Here is a 19433-nt window from a genome sequence, read left to right as displayed (position 1 = left end):
CTCGAGCGTCGTCGGCGTCTACCAGGCGGGCACGAGGACCTCGAACCCGCTCGAGGTCCGTCCGGTCGCCTTCTCGACGACGCGAGCGCGAACGACCTGCGGCATCGCCTGCGGAGAAGAGACGGTGAGCGAGATGAAGTCGGCGGGCGCGGCGTAGCCCTCGTACAGGATCGCGTAGCCGGGTGGCGCGGTGAACGTCGCCGTGCAGGCCGAGACACGCGCCACCGCCACGTCCGGGGTGCGCAGCGTCGCCACACCGAGCGGCACCCGGGGCGACGTCTCTCCTCCCTCCCGCTGGCGCATCTCGAGCGGGCTGTCGCCGAGCGGGAGCGCGAGGGAGGGGACGCTCCACGCCCCGGCGTCGACCGGGGCAGTGGCGATGACGGCGCCCGCGAGCAGGATCTCCACGACGGCGCCGGGGGTGCCGGTTCCCGCCGCCGAGGGCTGCACCCAGCCCTGGGGGTCCACCGCGAGCTCGCCGGCAGGAGCGGCCACGCCGGCGGGCGGCGAGGGGGGCGGGGCGAGCGCGCCCGGTGCCCATCGAGTCGACATCATCGGTGCCGCCGGCTGTGCCGGTCGCTGTGTCGGCTCGGGCGGCTCCACGACGGGCGCAGGGTCGTCGGAGGAGGGAGGGGCCGGTGGCGCGTCGGACGGCGGAGGCGCGTCCGGGGCCGGCGGCGAAGGCTCGGGTGCGCTCTCACGAAGCGGCTGCACCTCCGGGGCCCTCGGGGGCGTCCCGCCGTCGGCGCGGTCAGCGGGGACCCGCAAGGGCACGGGCGGCTCGGCCCGTGCGATCGCCGTCGCCTCGGCGGTCGCCGGCGTCTCCGCGCCCCCGCCCGCGGCGATCGTCCCGACGGCCAGCGCACCCGCGACGGCCACACCGATGGCCGCAAAGCCGAGGAGCGAAGGCGCCGAGGCCAGCGAACCGGGCGTGGCGGCGGCGGCGCTCCCGGCCCCGGCAGGTCCAGGAAGCGAGGAGATCGCGGTCGATCCCGTGGCCGCCGCTGCCGACACCGGCGCCGCGAGATCGCCGGCCCGGTACGCCGCCGCGCCCGCCACGCCGAGGAAGGCGACCAGGACGACCCGGGGAAGCCGGGACGCCGCGCAGTCGAGCTCATCCAGGAGTGAGCGGCAGTCGGGGCAGCGCGAGATATGGGCACCCACTCTCCGTGCGTCCCGGCGCGACAGGCTCCCGCGCGCGTAGCCGGCCAGCTGGGCGGAAGTCGCCCGGCACGGTCGCGGCAGCGTCGCCGTGTCGAGATGCGCCTGCAGCCATGCGGTGCGCAACGAGTCACGCGCGCGGAACGCCAGTGCCGAGACCGCGTTGGGGGTCAGGCCGAGCAGTGTCGCCACTTCGTCGCGGGGGAGCTGCTCGACCTCGACGTACCACAGGGCGTCCTGCCAGCGCTGCGGGAGCGCCCGGAACGCCTGGAGCGTGATCGACTTCTCCGCCGCATCCACGCTCAATGCCTCGGGGGAAGTCGCACCGACGAAGTCGTCGAAGTCGTCGGTGTCCTGTTCGCGATTGCGATCGCGCGCCCAGAGGAACGCCGTGTTGCGCACGACCGAGAAGAGGTACGGGCGGAACGCCGAGTTCGGCCCCCCACCCGCGCGCAGGGCGTCGAGGATGAGAGCGAAAGCCTCGGCGACGAGATCGTCCGCCGCGGCGATCGCGGAGTAGCGGCGCGCGAACAACACGGCCCTGGGTTGATGGCGGCGCCACAGTTCGCCGAACGCCTCCGCACAGCCGGCGCGCGCCTCCGCGAGGAGGTCGTCATCGCTGCGCGAGACCTCTCTCCCCCGCTCCGAGGCTTCGCTCATCTCGGTCTCCGTCTGGACAGTTCGCGCGCAACGTGGTCGAATCAATCATACGGATGATTGCTTTGCAGCACTATCGATCATTTACAATCATCAAACTCTCACCCTTGCCCGGAGGAGCCATGAGCATCCCTGACATCGCGCTGTCCTCGTCCTCGCCCGCGACGACCCTCGGCACCCACATGGAACGCGAGCTGGCCTCGCAGCCCGAGACGTGGGCTCGCGCGGCCGCGTTGCGGGACGAGCAGCGCGCCCTCCCCGCCTTCGGCGAGCGCGTCGCCGTCGTGGGATGCGGCACCTCGTGGTTCATCGCGCAGTCGTACGCCTGGCTGCGCGAGTCCGGGGGTCAGGGCGAGACCGACGCCTTCGCGGCTTCCGAGGCGTTCGTCGACAGGGGCTACGACGCGATCGTCGCACTGACCCGATCGGGAACGACCACGGAAGTGCTCGAACTCCTCGAGCAGGTGCGGGGCCAGGTCCGCACGATCGGTGTCATCGGAGACGAGGCATCCCCCGGGGTCGATCTCGTCGACCACGCCATCACGCTCCCCTTCGCGGACGAGCATTCGGTGGTGCAGACGCGGTTCGCCACGACTGCCCTCGCGCTCTTCCGCGCATCGCTGGGCGAGAGCCTCGACGGCGCGATCGCCGATGCCCAGGCGGCGGTCGCCGACGACCTCGATCCCGCGCTGGTCGACGCCGAGCAGTACACGTTCCTCGGCCGCGGCTGGGCCGTCGGCCTGGCGCACGAGGCTGCCCTCAAGATGCGCGAGGCGTCGCAGTCGTGGACGGAGTCGTACGCGTCGATGGAGTACCGCCACGGCCCGATCTCGATCGCCGCGCCGGGGCGCGTGACGTGGCACTTCGGTGAGCCCCCCGCCGGGCTGGCGGGCGATGTTGCGGTGACCGGCGCGCGCTTCGAGACGGACGCGTCGGATCCGATGGCCCAACTCGTGCGCGCGCACCGCGTCGCGCTGCTGAGGGCGCGAGCCCGGGGACTCGACCCGGACTCGCCGCGCAACCTCACGCGCTCGGTCATTCTCGGGGGCTGACATGAGCACCGACCGCGCGCTGGCGCCGTCGCCGCTCGGCGCCGGCACCGCCGTGCTGGCGTTCGACGTCGGTGGAACCGACACCAAGTCGGCGGTGGTCGACGCCGAGGGCCGGGTGCTCGGCCTCCGCCGGACCGCGACCCCCCGCGATGGCGCACGCACGGCTGCGGCGGTCGTGCGCCACGTCGCCGGACTCGCCGCCGAACTCCGCGCCGCGCACCCCGACGTCCGCCCGGGCTCGGCCGGACTGCTTGTACCGGGCATCGTCGATGCCCACCGTGGCACCGGTGTCTACGCGAGCAACATGGGCTGGCGCGACGCCCCCCTGCGCGCCCTGGCCGAGATCGCTCTCGGACTCCCGGTCGCGTTCGACCACGACGTGGCCGCCGCGGGTTGGGCGGAGCATCGGCTCGGAGCCGCGCGCGACGTCGACGACGCGGTCGTCGTCATCATCGGCACGGGGATCGCGGGGTCGCTGATCCTCGGAGGTCGTCAGCACCGCGGCGGAGGATACGCCGGCGAGATCGGGCACGCTCCCGTCGCCGAGGAACCCCGGTGCGTGTGCGGCGGACGCGGATGCCTCGAAGCGATCGCCTCGACGGGCGCGATCGCGCGCCGCTACAGCGAGCGATCGGGTCGGGGTGTGGCCGGGGCACGCGAAGTCGTCGCGCTCGCGACCTCCGGTGATCCGGATGCCGCGGCCGTATGGGACTCCGCGCTCGATGCCCTCGCTTTCGCGCTGACGCAGATCTCCTCGACGATCGCACCCGAGGCCATCGTCATCGGCGGCGGGCTCTCGCGCGCCGGGGCCGCGCTGTTCGACCCTCTGGCTTCGCGCCTGGACGCACGTCTGAGCTACCAGCGGCGCCCCCGTCTCGTGGCGGCGCAGCTCGGCGCCGAGGCCGGCCTGCTGGGTGCGGCGCTCCTGGCTCGTGAGCAGGTCGCCGCATGATCCTCACCGTCACGCCCAACCCCGCGCTCGATCTCACGTGGCACGTCACGCGCCTCGTCCCGGGCGCGACCCACCGTGTTCCGGAAGGTACCGCGCGCGCCGGCGGAAAGGGCCTGAACGTCGCGCGGGTGCTCCACTCCCTGTGTCACGACGTCGTGGCGCTGACGGCCGTCGGCGGGGCGACGGGCGACCAGTTCCGCGTCGACCTCGAGGAGTCCGGTGTTCCCCATCGGCTGATCCCCACGGCGTCACCGACCCGCCGCAGCGCAGCGATCGTCGATGAGGCGACCGGAGAGACGGCCATCCTCAACGAGGCGGGCGCGCCGCTCACGCTGGCCGAGGCGACCGCGCTGGCCGAGACAGCCGAGACGGTCGCCGTCTCCGCCGGTGCGGTCGCCATCAGCGGCAGCCTCCGCCCCGGCTTCGGTCCGGGCGAGCTCGCCGCTCTGGTCGGCCGCGTCGCCCGGTCCGCACCGGTGGTCGTGGACACCAGCGGCCCCGGCCTCCTGGCTGCCGCGCGCGCCGGTGCGCACGTGCTCAAGCCCAACCGCGAAGAGCTTGAGGCCGCGACGGGGCTGGCCGATCCTCGTGCCGGCGCGCGCGCTCTGCGGGATCTCGGCGCCGGACTCGTCGTGCTCTCCCTCGGCGAGGAGGGCCTCGCCCTCTTCCCGCGAGAAGGCGACCCGATCTCAGCCCGCCTTCCGCGGCCTCTCCGGGGCAACGCCACGGGCGCCGGCGATGCCGCCGTCGCCGCCGTGGCCGCTGCTCTGGCTGCCGGCGACGACCTGTGGTCGGCCGGGAGTTCCGCGCATGCAGCACGGATCGCCCTGGCCCGGCGCGCGACGGCCTGGTCGGCCGCCGCCGTGCTCATGCCGCTGGCCGGAGAGCTGAGCCCGCGGCACGAGGCCCTCGAGGCCGATGTGCTCATCACGACGATCACCGAGGTGACTGCATGACCCTCACCGCCACCCGCACGCTCCTCGACGAGGCTCACGCCGGAGGGAGGGGCATCGGCGCCTTCAACGTCGTCCACCTCGAGACGGCGGAAGCGCTGATCGCGGGCGCCGAGGACGCCGGGCTGCCCGTGATCCTGCAGCTCTCGGAGAACTGCGTCGCCTACCACGGCGGTTTCGACCCCATCGCACGCGCGATGCTGACCGCGGCCGAGGCCACGCCGGCGAGGGTCGCGGTGCACCTCGACCACGCGGAGGACCCCGAGCTGGCGTTCCGCGCGATCGATGCCGGCTTCGGGTCGGTCATGTTCGACGGCGCGAAGCTCGACTTCGCCGACAACGTCGCCCAGACCCGCCGCGTCGTCGAGCGGGCCGCCGCAGCGGGGGTGCTGGTCGAGGCGGAGCTCGGTGAGATCGGGGGCAAGGGGGGTGCGCACACGCCGGGAGTCCGCACCGATCCCGCAGAGGCGTCCGCGTTCGTCGCCGAGACCGGGGTGGACGCGCTCGCGGTCGCCGTCGGCTCCTCGCACGCCATGACCGAACGGGTCGCGTCGATCGACCTCGACCTCATCTCGCGCCTTGCCGACAGCGTGGCGGTCCCCCTCGTGCTGCACGGGTCCTCGGGGGTGCCCGACGAGACGATCATCCAAGGGATCGCGGCCGGCCTCACCAAGATCAACGTGTCGACCCACCTCAACAGCGCCTTCACCAGCGCGCTGCGGGCATTCCTGGCCGAGAACGCCACGGCCGTAGACTCACGCAAGTACATCGCGGCAGGCCGCGCTGCGGTGCGGGGTGAGTCCGCCCGCCTGCTCGCCCTGTTCGCATCGACGGGTGGAGTCACATGAATCGAGCCGACCGACTCAGCGCCGTGCTGGACCTGCTCGCCGAGACCGGTCAGATCGAGGTCGACCAGATCGTCGAGCGGCTCACGGTGTCACCGGCGACCGCGCGCCGTGATCTCGATGCGCTCGCCGAGCAGCAGCTCCTCACGAGGACCCGCGGGGGCGCTGTCGCCCATTCCGTCGCGTACGACCTCCCGCTGCGGTACAAAAAGCTGCAGAATCCCGAGGCGAAGGCGGCGATCGCGCGCGCAGCCAGCACGCTCGTTCCCCGCGGCGCCGTGGTCGGGCTGAGCGGTGGCACCACCGCCACCGCCATCGCCGACGCCCTGATGTCGCGCGCGGACGTCATGGAGCCGTCGGCCGAGCCGGGATTGACCGTCGTCACGAATGCCGTCAACATCGCCATGCAGCTCGCCATGCGTCCCCAGATCAAGACCGTCATGCCCGGCGGCGTGGTCCACGCGCGGTCCTATGAGCTCGTCGGCTCCTACGCCGAGGCGGTCCTCGGCAGCATCACCCTCGACATCGCGTTCATCGCGGTCAACGGCTTCGACGCGGCCGTCGGCCCGACCGCCCACGACGAGCGCGAGGCCTCGGTCAGCGCGCTGATGGCCTCGCGCGCCGAGCGCGCGGTGATCGTCGCCGACGCGACGAAGCTCGACCGGCGCTCGTTCGCGGGGATCGGGCGTCCGGGTCTCTTCTCGACGGTGATCACGGATGCCTCGGCCACCGCCGAGCAGCGACAGCGTGTCACCGACGCGGGCTACGAGCTCATCCTCGCTTAGACGACATCCTCCGACAGGAAGCCTCCCCCATGGAACTCTTCGTCCAGCGCACGACCCTGCGACCGGGCGCGGCCGACACCTATCGCCGTGTCCACGCCGAGATACCCGAGGCGATCGCCCGCGCCCTGCGCGAGGCGGGGGTCGTGCGCTACAGCATCTGGCGCGACGGCGACGAGCTCGTCCACGTTCTCGAGACCGCCGACGGATTCGAGGCCCTCTCGCGCCGCCTGGCGGCGCTGGACCCCATCGACCCCGAATGGGACGAGATCATCGGGGCGCTGGGCTCGCCGTCGCCCGACGCGACCCTGCACCTCGAGCCGATCTGGGCGATGACGCCGAACCGCCAGGTATCGGGCGACGACGTGCGCACCGCGTGGTCCGAGACCGCCGGCTGATGCGGCCGAGCGACCCGATGAGCGCGGGCCCCGTCGTCATCGCGCTCGACTCGTTCAAGAACAGCATCGGCGCCGCCGCGGCCGCACGTGCCGTGCGGGACGGGTGGCGCTCGGTCGACCCGATCCGTGAGCTGCGGCTCCTGCCGATGGCCGACGGAGGCGAGGGCACGCTCGACGCGTTCGCGGCGTCGGTCCCGGGTGCGACGCGGATGCCGGTGACCGTCACCGGTCCTGACGATCGGCGGGTCGAGGCATCCTGGCTGCTGCTCCCGCCCGATCAGGACGCCCCCTGCGGCACCGCCGTGGTCGAGCTCGCCTCGACCTCGGGAATCGAGCTGCTCGGTCGCCCGCCGCGACTGCGTCCGCTCGATGCCGACACCCGCGGCTTCGGCGAGGCGATCGCGGCGGCGCTGGCGCACGGTGTCTCGCGCCTCGTGCTCGGCATCGGATCGAGTGCGTCGACGGACGGCGGCACCGGCATGCTCGCGGCGTTGGGGGCGAGATTCACGGATGCCTCGGCCCGCGCCGTCCCGCCCGGCGGGCGCGGCCTCAGCTCGATCGCGGCAGCCGACCTCTCTTCGCTGGCCGCGCTGCCGCCGGGCGGCGTGACGGTGCTCACGGACGTCACCAATCCGCTGTGCGGCGCCCAGGGCGCGGCGGCGGTCTTCGCGCCCCAGAAGGGCGCCGATCCCGGAACGGTCACGGCTCTCGACCTGGGTCTGGGCCACCTCGCCTCCCTGCTCGCCGCCGATCCCGAGTCACCGGGTGCGGGGGCCGCGGGCGGAACGGGCTTCGGGCTGCTCGCATGGGGCGCGCAGCTCGTGCCGGGAGCGCAGGCCGTCGCCGATCTTGTCGGCCTGCAGGATGCGGTCGCGACGGCATCCCTCGTCGTCACCGGCGAGGGTTCCTACGACGGGCAGTCCGAGAGCGGCAAAGCGCCCGCTCTCGTGCGCGCGGTCGCCCGCGCGGCCGACGTTCCGACCGCGCTCGTCGCCGGGCGCATCGCCCCCGACGTGTCGACGGCGGAGTTCGCGCACGCGCTGTCGCTCACCGTCATCTCGGGCAGCGCCGACGCCGCTCTCGCAGAGCCTGCGCGCTGGCTCTCGGCGGCGGGAGCCGAGCTGGCGCAGCGGTTTCGGCGCTGACCGACCCGTCGCGCAGAACTTCTGGAAGAAATTCTGCGAAACCGCGTAATGGCGAGGCCCGTTGTGTCTCTACGTATCGAGAGCGCTCTGGTGTGTCGCTCTCATCCCCTGTGTGAGGTCGAGCCGGGGGCTCCCTCCACACCCGGGAGATGTCGGTCCCCAACCCGGCATCTCCCGGGTCCCTCCCGAAGACACCGGTGTGCGCACACGCGGACGGGGCTGCGCGGATCAGTCGCGCAGCCCCGTCCGGGCGCTGGAAGTCAGCAGGTGTGGATCACCGGGCCACGCTGCGGCGGCGCGTGAACAGCACGTACAGGCCGAGCACGATGATCGCCCCGAGGATCGAGCCGATGATGCCGGCCGGCTGCAGGAAGCCGCCGCTCGGGTCCGCGCCGAAGAGCAGGAACCCGAGGAAGCCGCCGACGAACGATCCCACGATTCCGAGGACGATCGTCAGCAGGATGCCCATGCTCTGCTTGCCGGGGATGACAGCGCGAGCGATGAGACCTGCGATGAGGCCGATGATGATGAGCCCGAGGATGGTCCAGAGCATGTTTTCCCTCTCCCTTGTTCGTGCCGTCCCCGGGGGGTGAGGCCGGCATTCGAGCGCCTAAGGCGGTACAAGGACGCTAGCGGGCGCGGATTCCCTGCAACTACCCATGGATTCGGGACGCGATACGGCGTATCATTCCCGGCCCGCGCCGCGCTGGTGCAGTGCTCGTCGTCCGAGGTCTTGCGCGACGGCACGGCCCGGAGGATGATGTGCATCGCATCGCAACGGGGGATCTGCTGAACGCACGCGGAAAGGGTGCGGGCGTATCAGCACGGGAGTGCGAACCTCTCTGAGTTCGACATCGGGCGCGCCTGCGGGCGTGGCCCACCACCGGTGATCCACCCTGCGGAAGGGGCGCCATGAGCCTCTGGGACACTCTCTCCGGCGCGGGCGGCGGCGCGGATCGCCTCCAGCCGCTGCTCGAGCAGATGACCGACACGGTCACGACCTCGACCGATACCGACGAGTTCGGAACCTGGGATGTGGCCACGGTCACCCAGAGCGTGACAGGCCTGCCGGGGCTCGATCTCGCGACCGGCGGCCTCGGCACCGGCGGCTCGCTGCTGCAGCTGCGGGATCCGAATGTGACGGTCGCCGTCGGCGTGCTCCGGGCGCCTGCCTCGGGCTGGCGGGTCATCATCACGTCTCCGCTCGCCGCCATCCGGGTCCCGGGTCTCGTCGGGGCGAAACTCGACCCCCAGGGGCAGCTGATCCCCGACCCGGCGTTCCCCGACGTCTCTTTCGTCGTGCCGCAGCTGCGGGTGCGGGTCATGCAGCTGGCCGGCCAGTCGGTCGGGGTCAAGCTGCTGTCCTCGTCGACCACGTCCGGCGGCGGCACCGAGGACATCTACGAGTTCGTCCGGATGGAGCCGCCCTACGCGTTGATCGGACCCGGCTCCACGCTCGGCTTCGCCTATCGCACGGCGGTGCTCGATCTGTCGGGCGCAGCAGCGCCCACGGGCCTGCCCCCTGAGGCACGCGTGCAGCCCGCGGCCTGGCAGGGCCTGTTCCTGCCGGAATTGCGCCTGTTCGTCTCCCCCGGCGGGCTCGAGGGCGTTGCCGTCAGCGCAGGCGTCCGGAACCTGTGGATCGGCGTCGGCGAGCACCAGGGCATCACGGGCATCTTCGAAGCCGAGGTCGTCAATCGCGGCGGGGCTCCGCGCATCCACGTCAGCTTCCGGGGAACCGGCGGCCGATACATCCCCGACCCCGGAAGCGGCACCGCAGCGCTGCCAGAGAGCTCCGAGATCGTCGTCGACACGGAGGGCGGTATCGCGCCGGTCGAGATCTCGATCACCGTCGGAGGAGGGATGCCGGTCACCGACGACCGCGCCCCGGTCACGACGCCCGCCACGGGGACGATGACGATCACGGTGACCGCCGACGACGGCGGCCCGGCCCCGGCGACGGTCCGCACGATCACGGTGCAGCGGGAGACCGCACCCTCCGGCGGTGCTGCGCCGGGGGGATCGACGACCGAGGTGCGGCCCACCCAGCGTGGGACCCACGTGATCGTCAAGGAGAGCGAGACCGCCACGCACGTCACCGTCCGCCTGGAGCCACGCCGCAGCGTCGCGTGGACGTGGAGTGGCGGCAGCCACACCGGCGAGACGCTCACCGTCCCGGTCGCCGCGGGCGCGCCCGTATCGGTGACCGCGACCATCCCGGCCGGGGTCGCCCAGACCGCGGGCTGCTGGTTCCACTTCGACCGCCCCACCGCCGGGCAGCTGCCCCCCGCTCCGGTGCCGGCACCGGTCCCCCCGCTCTCACCCGAGGAGCAGGTCCGCGAAGACGCCCGCCTGGCGTGGGCCGACAGCAACCAGGACATGCGCGACCGGCCGGCATCGGGCCGGACGACGAGCGCGACCGGCGGATCGGCGTTCGAGTCCGCCATGGCCGCCCGCGTGGCGCAGATCGGAGCCGGTCAGCTGATCACCGTCGACGGGTACGCCTCGCACGAGGATCCCGGGTCGACGACCCAGGACAGCCACAACCTGCTGCTCTCGCGGCGGCGCATGGAGGCCGCGATCCGCGCACTGCGCAACGCCGGCTTCACCAACGTCGCGGCCGGAACCCCGCACGGATCGGCGTTCGCCAACTCCACGGGTACGATTCCCGGGCTGATGGACGCGGTGACGCCTCGGCCCGCACGCGGCTCGTCGTACTGGTGGCTCGCGGTCGCCCGGTGGCAGCCGGTGCCCGCGACCGAGGAGATCTGCCGAGCGGAGATCACCCGCACCGTGCTGCCGCCCGCACCGCGCACCGACCCGCGGCCTCCGCAGGCGCAGCGCCCGGACTGCTTCCGCAAGATCGGCGTCCGCGTCGAGATCGTCCGCGACACCCTCGTCCGCGCCGAGATCTACGGCGAGTTCGACATCGAGACGACGGCCGAGTCGTCGCTCGCGCGCCGCGGCGAGAGCCCGCTGCGTTCCGGCACACGCAACGCCTCCGACGGCATCTGCCTGTTCCTCGTGCGCCTCCGCCTCAGCGAGGACCGCGCGGCCTGGGAGGTGACGGCGGAGTTCCGCGCCGCCGACCAGGACCTCGACGGCCTCGCGATCATGACCGAGGGCGAGGCGAACGCGCAGACGCTGAACGTGCTCGGCGCCCTCGCCGTGATGGCGCCGCTCACGGCGAGTGCGGTGGAGCTCTCGCCCGCCGCAGGCGCGATCGTCGCGCTCGGCAGCGTCGCGCTGGGCGCGAGCGATGTGCTCCACACCCACGAGCTGATGCTCCGCGGCGGCGAGCTGGTCGTCTCGAGCGGCGTGCTGGGACCGGACGGGATCACCGCGGCATCCGATCGCGGCGCTCAGATCAGCATCCTGCTCGACCTCGAGATCGCGTTCAGCTTCGACATCGAGCTGGTGCGCGTCGATCCCGCCAAGCCGATCAAGGCCCGCTACAAGGCGATCGGCGTGCGCTCGGAGTGGGGCACCGGCACCACGCCGGGCGGGCTCGAGTACGTGCCGCTGCCGGTGTTCGACCCGAGCCGCGGCTATTCGCTCGACGTGCCGGCCGGCGCCCTCACCGCGACGCCGCCGCTGGACGAGATCCTTCGCATCCTGGGCTTCCGGGTCAGCCGCGACAACCCGACGTACCTCGAGGTGGAAGTCGGGCTCGGCGTCGACCTGGGAATCGTGAGCGTCGACGCGGTGCGGGTGCGCGTGCGTCTCGACGGCCCGCCGCTCGACCTGCAGATCACCAAGCTGCGCGCGAGCATCGAGATCCCCGGAACGCTGCACGGCTCGGGCTCCTTGGAATTCACCGAATTCGGGTTCCGCGGCGCCTTCGACCTGACCGTCACACCGGTGAACATCCGGGTCGCCGCCGTGCTCGCGGTCGAGCGCGACCCGGCGCGCGGGGTGACCGGCGTGCTGGTCGGCGGGCGGGTGGAGTTCCCCGTGCCGATCCTGCTGGGCAGCTCGGGCCTCGGCATCTACGGCTTCATGGGCGGCGTCGGCGTCAACTACCGCCGAGACGAATCCCCGTTCGCGGGGTCGCTCACGCCTGCTCTCGACTGGGTGATGGCCCAGTACCCGCGCACGGGTCAGGTGATGGCGCCCGAGGGGTGGACCCTCGAGCCCGGCGCCTTCGCCTTCGCGGCCGGCCTCGCCGTCGGCACCGTCGACGGCGGCTTCACCGTGCACCTCGACGGCATCGTGCTGATCGAACTGCCCGGCCCGCGACTGGTGCTCATCATGAAGGCCGATGTGCTGAGCCTGCCACCGGTGTTCGGGAGCAACCAGACGGCGACGTTCTTCGCCGTGCTCGACATCGACTTCGCCCGAGGATCGATCCTGATCGGCATCGTGGCGGCCTACGAGATCGAGAGCATCCTGACGGTCCGCGTCCCCGTGACGGCGAGCTTCGAGACGGCGAACCCCGAGAACTGGTTCGTCGATCTGGGGCGGTTCCCCGAAGCGGAGCGCGTGACGGTGAGCGTCCTGGACGTCATCCGCGGCAGCGGGTACCTCATGGTCCACGGCAACGGCATCACCCTCGGGACCACTCCGCCGCTCGCGGTGCCGTCGGGCTTCGCGGTAGCCACCGGGTTCCACCTGCAGGCCGTGCTCATGGGCAGCAAGTCGGTGGGGCTCTACCTCGAGGTCGCCGCCGGGTTCGACGCGATCCTCGGGCTGGACCCGTTCTACCTCGCCGGCATCATCTATGTCCGCGGCGAGCTGCGACTGTGGATCATCGGCATCTCGGCGAGCGCCACCCTCGAGGTGCAGGTCGGCACGCGCGAGAACCCGGACGGATCGATCAGCCAGCAGCCGTACGTCCACGGCGAGGTGTGCGGCAGCGTCGACTTCTTCTTCTTCTCGGTCAAGGGGTGCGTCAGCCTGACGATCGGCGCCGAGCCGACGCCGACGCCGACGCCGCTCGATCTCATCTCGGGCGTCTCCCTCATCGCGCGCACACCGGCCAAGGTCGAGGGCACAGGCGCCGGCGAGGTCATCGACGGCAAACTCGGCGACGCGGCGCGCACCGGCACGAGCGAGCCCGTTCCGGTCGTGCCGATCGACGCGATCCCGCTCATCTCGTTCCGCACCGCGCCGCACATGAACGGCGGACCCGGAGGGACGGACGTCGAGATCCTCGGCGAGCCCCCCGTGAACCTTCCGCCGGGCGGGCCCAATTTCTGGACCCGCGTCGGCGACCGCTGGTGGCGGTATCGCGTCAATACCATCATGGTCACTGGCGGCATCGGACCCGGCGACGCACCGAGCACGTGGCTCGCCCCGCTCGCGACGACGGGGCCGCACGCCGGCCCGACGCTGGCGCTGCTGGACTGGCTGCCCACCGCGACGCCGACCGCCGTGCCGTACGGCGAGAACCTGGTCGAGACGGTGCGACACCAGTGGGGCACCGTGTGCGCGCAGGGCGCCCCACCGGCGCGCGTGCTGTGGACCTTCCACGACAGCCCCGACGGCCCGAGCGACGACGGCTGGCGCCTCACCGGGGTGCTGTGGCCGGATCCTCCCGGCACGGTCCGGGGCCAGCCGGCCGATGCGCGCGTGCGCGTGATCGAGCCGTGGCGCATCGAACCCCGTATCGACCACGCACAGGGCACGGCGCCCGCCGTCGTCATCGGCGACCAGGTCGCGTGCTTCGACCCGAACGGCGAGCCGGTGGATCCACGCGACCCGTTCGGCAGATGGGATGGCCTGCCGCCCACGACCTTCAGCGCGGGCGCGTTCTCGAGCGGGGTCTCGCTCGCCGAGGCGACCGCCTACCTGAGCGAGGGCGGATCGCTTCACGACCTCGCCGCGACGGCTCAGCGCAGCGGATGGGAGGCCGGTGCGGCCGACGACGGTGCGGAACGGGAGCCGATCCGCCGCGGCCGGCGACCGAAGCGGGGCGGATGCCGCGGCGCGGTGCTGCGCTCGCCGTATCGCGACCTCGACGAGCCGGCACCGTGGGGCACCGATGACGAGCGGGCCCTGGTGAAGCAGGCATGGAAGGAGTCGCGGTTCCGCCCGCACGAGCTCGGTGATGCGGTCGCCTTCGTGCGCGACGACGACAGTTTCACCGCGTTCGCGGTGCTTCTGCTGGTCGACGAGCGCGGGCTCAACGGCGGCGTCGTGATCCGCTGCGAGAGCCGCGACGGAACGACCCTCGACGAGCGCCCGCTCGACGGGTCCGACATGCTCGGGGGCGCGCACCGCCTTCCCGACGAGTGGGTCGAGCCGGGAGGTCCGTGGGCTGATCCGGTGTGGCGCGCGGGGGTGATCGCCGGCCGGCTGCGGCAGGGCGGGAAGCTGCTCATCCCCGCCTTCGTGCCGCTGAAGCACGTGCCCGATGGGACGCTCCGCGTCGTCATCGGGCGCCGCCGCGAGATGTACCGCCAGCAGCTCACCGACCCGTTCGTCGTGGTCGCGGCCACCGGCGGGTTCGCGAGCGAGACGGAGCGCTTCGACTGGGACGAACTGACCACCGACCGCGATCGCACCGCACTGTCCAACGCGCTCTCCAAGGGCACCGACGACGTTGCGCTCCTGATGCCGGGCCGGGACTACACGATCGCGGTGTCGTGGGAGGCGACGAGCAAGACCGGCGAGACGCAGCCGGCGTCCGGTGACGACGGCGACGGCTGGAATCCGGTGCCGTCTCCGCAGACGTTCGCGTTCCGGACGTCGGCGACCGCACCCATCGATCTCGACCCGTGGATCACCAGCACGTCGCCCAGCATGGACGAGGTCGGCGTCTTCACGCGCGAGAAGGTGCGGATCGTCTTCGCGACGCAGCGTGTCACCGGACTGTTCGACGCGTACGGCCGCGAACTCCGGGTGACGGTGCGGGCGGCATCCGGGGACCATCCCGCTCCTCCCGGCGGCGGGAGCCCGGCAGACGGGGTGGTCCTGCCGATCGATCCCGACGGCGTCCTGGCGACGCTCGAGAGCGCTGACGGAGTGCTCAAGCCCTGGCACACGGCGGCCCTCGAGATGATCGCCGAGGACGGGCTGGGCTGCGTGAACGTCGACGCCGACGCGACGAACGTGTACACGACCACCCTCGAGTACGACTTCGAGCCGCTCACGGACTACCTCGTGGACGTGCACAGCGTCGTCAAGGGGACCGGGGCCGATGCCGTCCTCGTCCACCGGGTCGGGTTCACGACCTCGAGGTTCCGCGACACCGCCGACCTGGCGGCACTGACCTCGGGCGCCACGACCGAGCACCGGGCGGTCGCCGACTTCTCGGCGATCTCGGCGCTCGGCGATCAGCCCACGGGCGCCGCGGTCGACAACGCCCTCCAGCTCGCCGGTCTCGATGTCGGCGCCGTCCCCGACTGGCCGCGCACGAGCGTCCTGTGGAGCACGGCCGCCGTGCCGCAGCCGCTCGCGGTGGTGATCGAAGGCAGCGAGCCGCTCTGGCGCACGCGCACCGTGCCGACGTGGATCGCAGCGCCACCCGACGCACCCGACCCGAGCCATGGGTACTGGGCGGGCCGGCCGGGCGAGTGGCTGGTGCTGCGCGCCGACACCACCGCGCCCGCGGCCGGGGACCTGCCGCGGGCGACCGTGCAGCGCATCATCCGCGGACCCGGGGGGACGAGGGCGATCGCGATCCTCGGCCCGGCCGCACGCGGATGCGAGGCGCGGTTCGCCCTCGTGCACCGCGACGTCATGCCCACGAGCACGACCGAGACGGCGACCACCGCCGTCCGGGTCGACCTGCAGCGGGCGCCCTGGGAGGTGGAGGACTGATGGCACGCATCGCCGACCCGTTCCGCATGCGGGCTCAAGCGGTCGAGATCGACTGGACCCACGTCGCTCGCGCACGCCTCCAGCTCCTCGGCGAGAAGGTCGACTGGGAGCGGCTCAAGCGCCGCTCCGGCGACGTGCGGCTCGCGTGGGCGTGCTCGGCCGAGCTCGGCGTCCCCCATGGCCCCTTCACCGTGTGGCGCCGGCCGGTGTCGCAGCGACGCAAGCCGGAACCCGTCGACGCCGCCGTCGACGGCACATCCGACGGTCTGCGTTTGACCTGGGGCGGCGTCGACGCCGGCCGGGTCGTCGTGCGGTGCCTCCCCTCCGATCCTGCGCAGCCGGTGGGTCTGTTCCTCTACCGCACCGGCCGGGACGGCATCGCCGGCGCCGTCGGAGCCATCGCGCAGCACGTGCCCGCGGGCGCGACGGCGAACCTCGACCTGCGCACCAGCGGCGCGACGTGGGCGGTCCTGGTCAACGGTCACTCGCCGAGCGTCGCCATCACCGCCCTGCACGACATCGTGAACGCCGACGACTGGGTGCCGCTCGAACTCGTCGGCCTGCCGGTCGACTCGCCGCTGGGCGACTACGACACCCAGGATCAGGGCTGGGTCGACGCTCCGGAGCGCCCGTTCGACGCGGCGGTCCGCCGGATCCTGCGCGGAGCCCCGCCTCTCGGCTGGGATGCGCTCACACCCGGAGGCATCCAGGCGCCCGCGTGGGAGGAGCCCGACCCGGTGGCGCTGGTCGAGGAGCTGCGCAAGCTCGTCTTCCCCGCCGTGGAGCCGCTCTACGACCCCGGTCTCCCCGAGTTCGCTCAGATGATCACGGAGGCCTGGACCTCGGTGACGGCCCCTCACCACGAGGAGGCTCGCACCTCCTCGCTGCCGACGAGGACCGACGTCCGGCCGTGGGCGGTGCTCGGGCTCACCGCGCAGGTGGACCCGTTCCTCAATCTCGCGACCGGCTTCGGCTCGGCCTACGTCGTCGAGCCCCTCGGCGACGATCAGATCCCCATCGGCGGGGACGAGCTCATGGTCACCGCGAAGTACGGGAACGCCCTGGCGCCCGGCGAGCGCGTCGTCGAGGGCCAGCCTCTCCCGCCGGGCACCGGCTCAGCGGAGTTCGCCGCCTACGCGCCGCGCGGCGCGCGCCTCAGCCAGATCGCCGCCCCGACGCAGGCGAGCGCGACGCGGGCGGGGCTGGTCGAGCCGCGCAACCCCGACGAGGCGTGGGGGGAGAGCATCCGCCTCTCCTATCGGCGCACCCTCGCGTCGGCCATGCTGGGCACCCCGACACAGCAGGCGGCGATCGTCGCCGAGGCCGGTGCACCCACCGCCGAGCCGATCATCGAGCGCCGGAACCCCCAGGGCTGGCGCACGGTCGCCGTCTCGCCCGACGCGGCGCAGGGGCAGCCCGGATTCGACCGCGCGAGTCTGATGCACGCTCCCGCGACGATCCCGCTCGGCAGCGGGGGGCGCTCCGTGAGCTACGGCCTCGCCGTGGCGGACGTGTTCGGCGTGTGGTCGCCGTGGCGCGACATCCCCTACGCCGGCAACGAACCGGCGCCGGAGCTGCCCGCCATCGTCACGGCGAAGCTCGACACCCGCTACGCGGGCTCGACCGCGGCGCCGACGACCCTCGAGGTCGACGTCGCTACGGAGTGGACGCAGCGCCGGCCGTCGCGGATCGACGTGCGCGTGGTGTTCCGTCCCGCGCCGCCGCCTCCACCGCCGGCAGCGCCGGTGCCGGATCCGAACGTCGTGCCCGCGGACGGCTTCGCGCGCGACCTCGCGGTGACCTTCTCGGGTGATGTGCCCACCGGCATCGGATGCACCGTGGTCGAGCTGAACGAAGAGGGCACCGCGCCGCTCGGTGGTGCACCGCGGGGCGACGGAGCCCGGCGGTACCGGCTGACGGCGAGCGTCCCCACACTCGACTTCGCGACGGTCCGCCGGTGGGAGGCGTCACTGTGGGCGAAACGCCATCTGCTCACGGGCCCGTCGCCGACCCCCTACGGTGCGCGCACCGACATCCGGGCTGCGAGTCCCCTGCCGGTGCATCCGCTTCCGCCTCCGCTCCTGCCCGACGTGCCGCTCGCGAGTCTGCCCGATGCGTCGGGATGCTCGCACGCCGCCGTCTCGTGGAGCCTGGCCGCCGGTGCGGACGCGCGCACCGCGGTCGTATGGGAGTGCGCCGAGACGGCGCTGCGCCAGACGGCGGGCCTCTCGCCGCAGGCGGATCCGACCGACAGCCCGTCCGAGCGTCTCGTCGCCCTCCGGGCGGCGTACGACGCGCTCTCGCCGGATCGTCAGCGCGGCGCGTTCCGCCGCATGGCCGAGGTCGACGCCGCGGTCCGCACGACCGACGTCACCCTTCCGAGGGGCTCGACCGACATCCACCTCTTCGCGGTGACGATCGTCTCGTCGACGGCGATCGAGTCCCCGTGGCCGCAGGGCACGGGCGGGACGCAGCCGCACGAGCACCTGCGCGCGGTGATCGCGCCGCGCCTCACCCGCCCCGAGCCGCCGGTGGTGCGCTCGGCGCCGGTCGCCGTCGGAGCGGGGGTCGAGACGCTCCTCACCCTCGAGGCGGCCAGCGCGATCCCGGTGGAGCGGTTCCGGCTGCTGCGCACCCGCAGCGACCGCGCCGCCCTCCGCGCCGACACGATGGGTCCGCCGTTCGCCGAGGTGACCGCAACACCGAAGCTCGACGGCGGCACGCCGGTGCTCGACGCGGTGACGGGCACGCCGGTCTACGCCGCGCAATGGCAGGGCGCCCTGCCGCCCGCGTGGACGCCGTGGCTCGTCCGGGCCATCGCGGTGCCGCAGGCGGTCGAGCCGCAGAAGGCGATCCGCGGACTGCACTCCCCCGCCTCCGACGTCGTCTCGCTGCTCGCGGCGCCCGAGACGCCGCCGGTTCTCGAGGACCTCGTGTCCGCGGAGACGGATGCCGCGCACACCGGCCTCGTCGTCCGCACCGCGACCACGGCTCCGGTGGCATCGGTGGCACTCGGCGAGCACACCCTGCGGGCCCGCATCACCGGCGCAGGACCGACGCCGGTCGATGTCGGACCCGTGTCGCTCGCGTCTCTCGCCGAGACGCCGCTCACGACAGCCCCGGGAGGCCCGGCGGTCTGGCAGCGCGGAGCGCGCGCGGCAGGCAGGTCGCCGCTCGCGCTGTGGTTCGAGCGAGCGGATGCCGCGGCATCCGTCACCGTCGAAGCGGTCCTGACCGACCCGCGCGGCCGCGCGACCACCCGGACCCTCACGATCCCGGGCTGGACCCCGCCGCCTCCGCCTCCTGCGGCGACGCTGGAGCTGCTGGGGATCACCCCGCGGCCGCTGAGCGGCGTCGTCGTGGCGGTGCTGACCGATGCTCCCTTCGATGAGACCTACCGGTTGCGCGTCAGCGCCGGACGCCGGGCGACACGCGGGCCGTTCCGCCTGCCGCTGCCGCTGCCGGCGCTGCGGCCGCTGCGCGCCGAGGTGGATCTCGCGGCGATCCCCGGAGCCCCGCGTCCGCCCATCACCGTGGGCTCGATCTCGTTCCGGCGCGTGAGGCGCCCGGGCCGTCCGATCGGCGGCGCGATCGAGATCGGCGTGCCCCTGGGCGCACCGGTGTCCGTCGCGGTCACGCTCATCGCGCCCGACGGGGCGGAGGTGACCGTGACCGGCGAGGCGTAGTCGCGGGAGTGGTTCACTGGGAGCACGGGCCCTCGACG

11 protein-coding genes are annotated in these 19433 nt (G+C 73.0%); 9 read left to right on the top strand and 2 right to left on the bottom strand.

Features of this window, described 5'->3' with window-relative positions; genetic code table 11:
- Nucleotides 1-18 precede the first annotated feature (18 nt).
- Nucleotides 19-1821, bottom strand: coding sequence for a sigma-70 family RNA polymerase sigma factor (locus HF323_RS00505; protein WP_169580629.1), 1803 nt, complete (start codon nt 1819-1821; stop codon nt 19-21).
- A gap of 119 nt (nt 1822-1940) precedes the next feature.
- Between HF323_RS00505 and HF323_RS00500 the strand changes: the two genes are divergently transcribed.
- Genes HF323_RS00500 through HF323_RS00470 form a run of 7 tightly spaced genes read left to right on the top strand, consistent with a single transcriptional unit; the run spans nt 1941 to nt 7945 of the window.
- On the top strand, nt 1941-2870 hold the full coding sequence (locus HF323_RS00500) for an SIS domain-containing protein (RefSeq protein ID WP_223169114.1): 930 nt from the start codon (nt 1941-1943) through the stop codon (nt 2868-2870).
- Nucleotide 2871: 1 nt separating this feature from the next.
- Complete coding sequence (locus HF323_RS00495; RefSeq protein WP_169580628.1) at nt 2872-3822, top strand: ROK family protein; 951 nt, start codon at nt 2872-2874, stop codon at nt 3820-3822.
- Nucleotides 3819-4778 carry a PfkB family carbohydrate kinase gene (locus tag HF323_RS00490; protein WP_169580627.1) on the top strand — a complete coding sequence of 320 codons (960 nt, stop codon included), beginning with the start codon at nt 3819-3821 and terminating at the stop codon, nt 4776-4778. Before HF323_RS00495 ends, HF323_RS00490 begins: the two co-directional genes overlap by 4 nt.
- The gene (locus HF323_RS00485) at nt 4775-5623 is read left to right on the top strand and encodes a class II fructose-bisphosphate aldolase (RefSeq protein WP_169580626.1); all 849 of its coding nucleotides are present in this window, start codon (nt 4775-4777) and stop codon (nt 5621-5623) included. Before HF323_RS00490 ends, HF323_RS00485 begins: the two co-directional genes overlap by 4 nt.
- On the top strand, nt 5620-6405 hold the full coding sequence (locus HF323_RS00480) for a DeoR/GlpR family DNA-binding transcription regulator (RefSeq protein WP_169580625.1): 786 nt from the start codon (nt 5620-5622) through the stop codon (nt 6403-6405). Before HF323_RS00485 ends, HF323_RS00480 begins: the two co-directional genes overlap by 4 nt.
- 29 nt (nt 6406-6434) lie before the next feature.
- Nucleotides 6435-6800: an L-rhamnose mutarotase gene (locus HF323_RS00475; RefSeq protein ID WP_169580624.1), complete on the top strand. Its 366-nt coding sequence runs from the start codon at nt 6435-6437 to the stop codon at nt 6798-6800.
- A 17-nt stretch (nt 6801-6817) separates the two neighbouring features.
- A complete protein-coding gene (locus HF323_RS00470; RefSeq protein WP_169580623.1) occupies nt 6818-7945 on the top strand; it encodes a glycerate kinase in 1128 nt (375 codons plus the stop codon).
- Nucleotides 7946-8219: 274 nt separating this feature from the next.
- Here HF323_RS00470 and HF323_RS00465 read toward each other — a convergent pair whose 3' ends face one another.
- Nucleotides 8220-8498, bottom strand: coding sequence for a GlsB/YeaQ/YmgE family stress response membrane protein (locus HF323_RS00465; protein ID WP_169580622.1), 279 nt, complete (start codon nt 8496-8498; stop codon nt 8220-8222).
- 359 nt (nt 8499-8857) lie between these two features.
- Here HF323_RS00465 and HF323_RS00460 point away from each other — a divergent pair, with 359 nt between their 5' ends.
- Nucleotides 8858-15709, top strand: a complete 6852-nt coding sequence (locus HF323_RS00460; RefSeq protein WP_169580621.1) for a DUF6603 domain-containing protein — start codon at nt 8858-8860, stop codon at nt 15707-15709.
- The gene (locus HF323_RS00455) at nt 15709-19395 is read left to right on the top strand and encodes a hypothetical protein (RefSeq protein WP_169580620.1); all 3687 of its coding nucleotides are present in this window, start codon (nt 15709-15711) and stop codon (nt 19393-19395) included. Before HF323_RS00460 ends, HF323_RS00455 begins: the two co-directional genes overlap by 1 nt.
- Nucleotides 19396-19433 lie beyond the last annotated feature (38 nt).

Origin of the sequence: Microbacterium sp. MF43, from assembly GCF_012847295.1 — a bacterium.
Classification (GTDB): Bacteria; Actinomycetota; Actinomycetes; order Actinomycetales; family Microbacteriaceae; genus Microbacterium.
The sequence above is the reverse complement of the archived record's forward strand: the minus strand, read 5'-3'. Positions and strand labels throughout refer to the sequence as shown.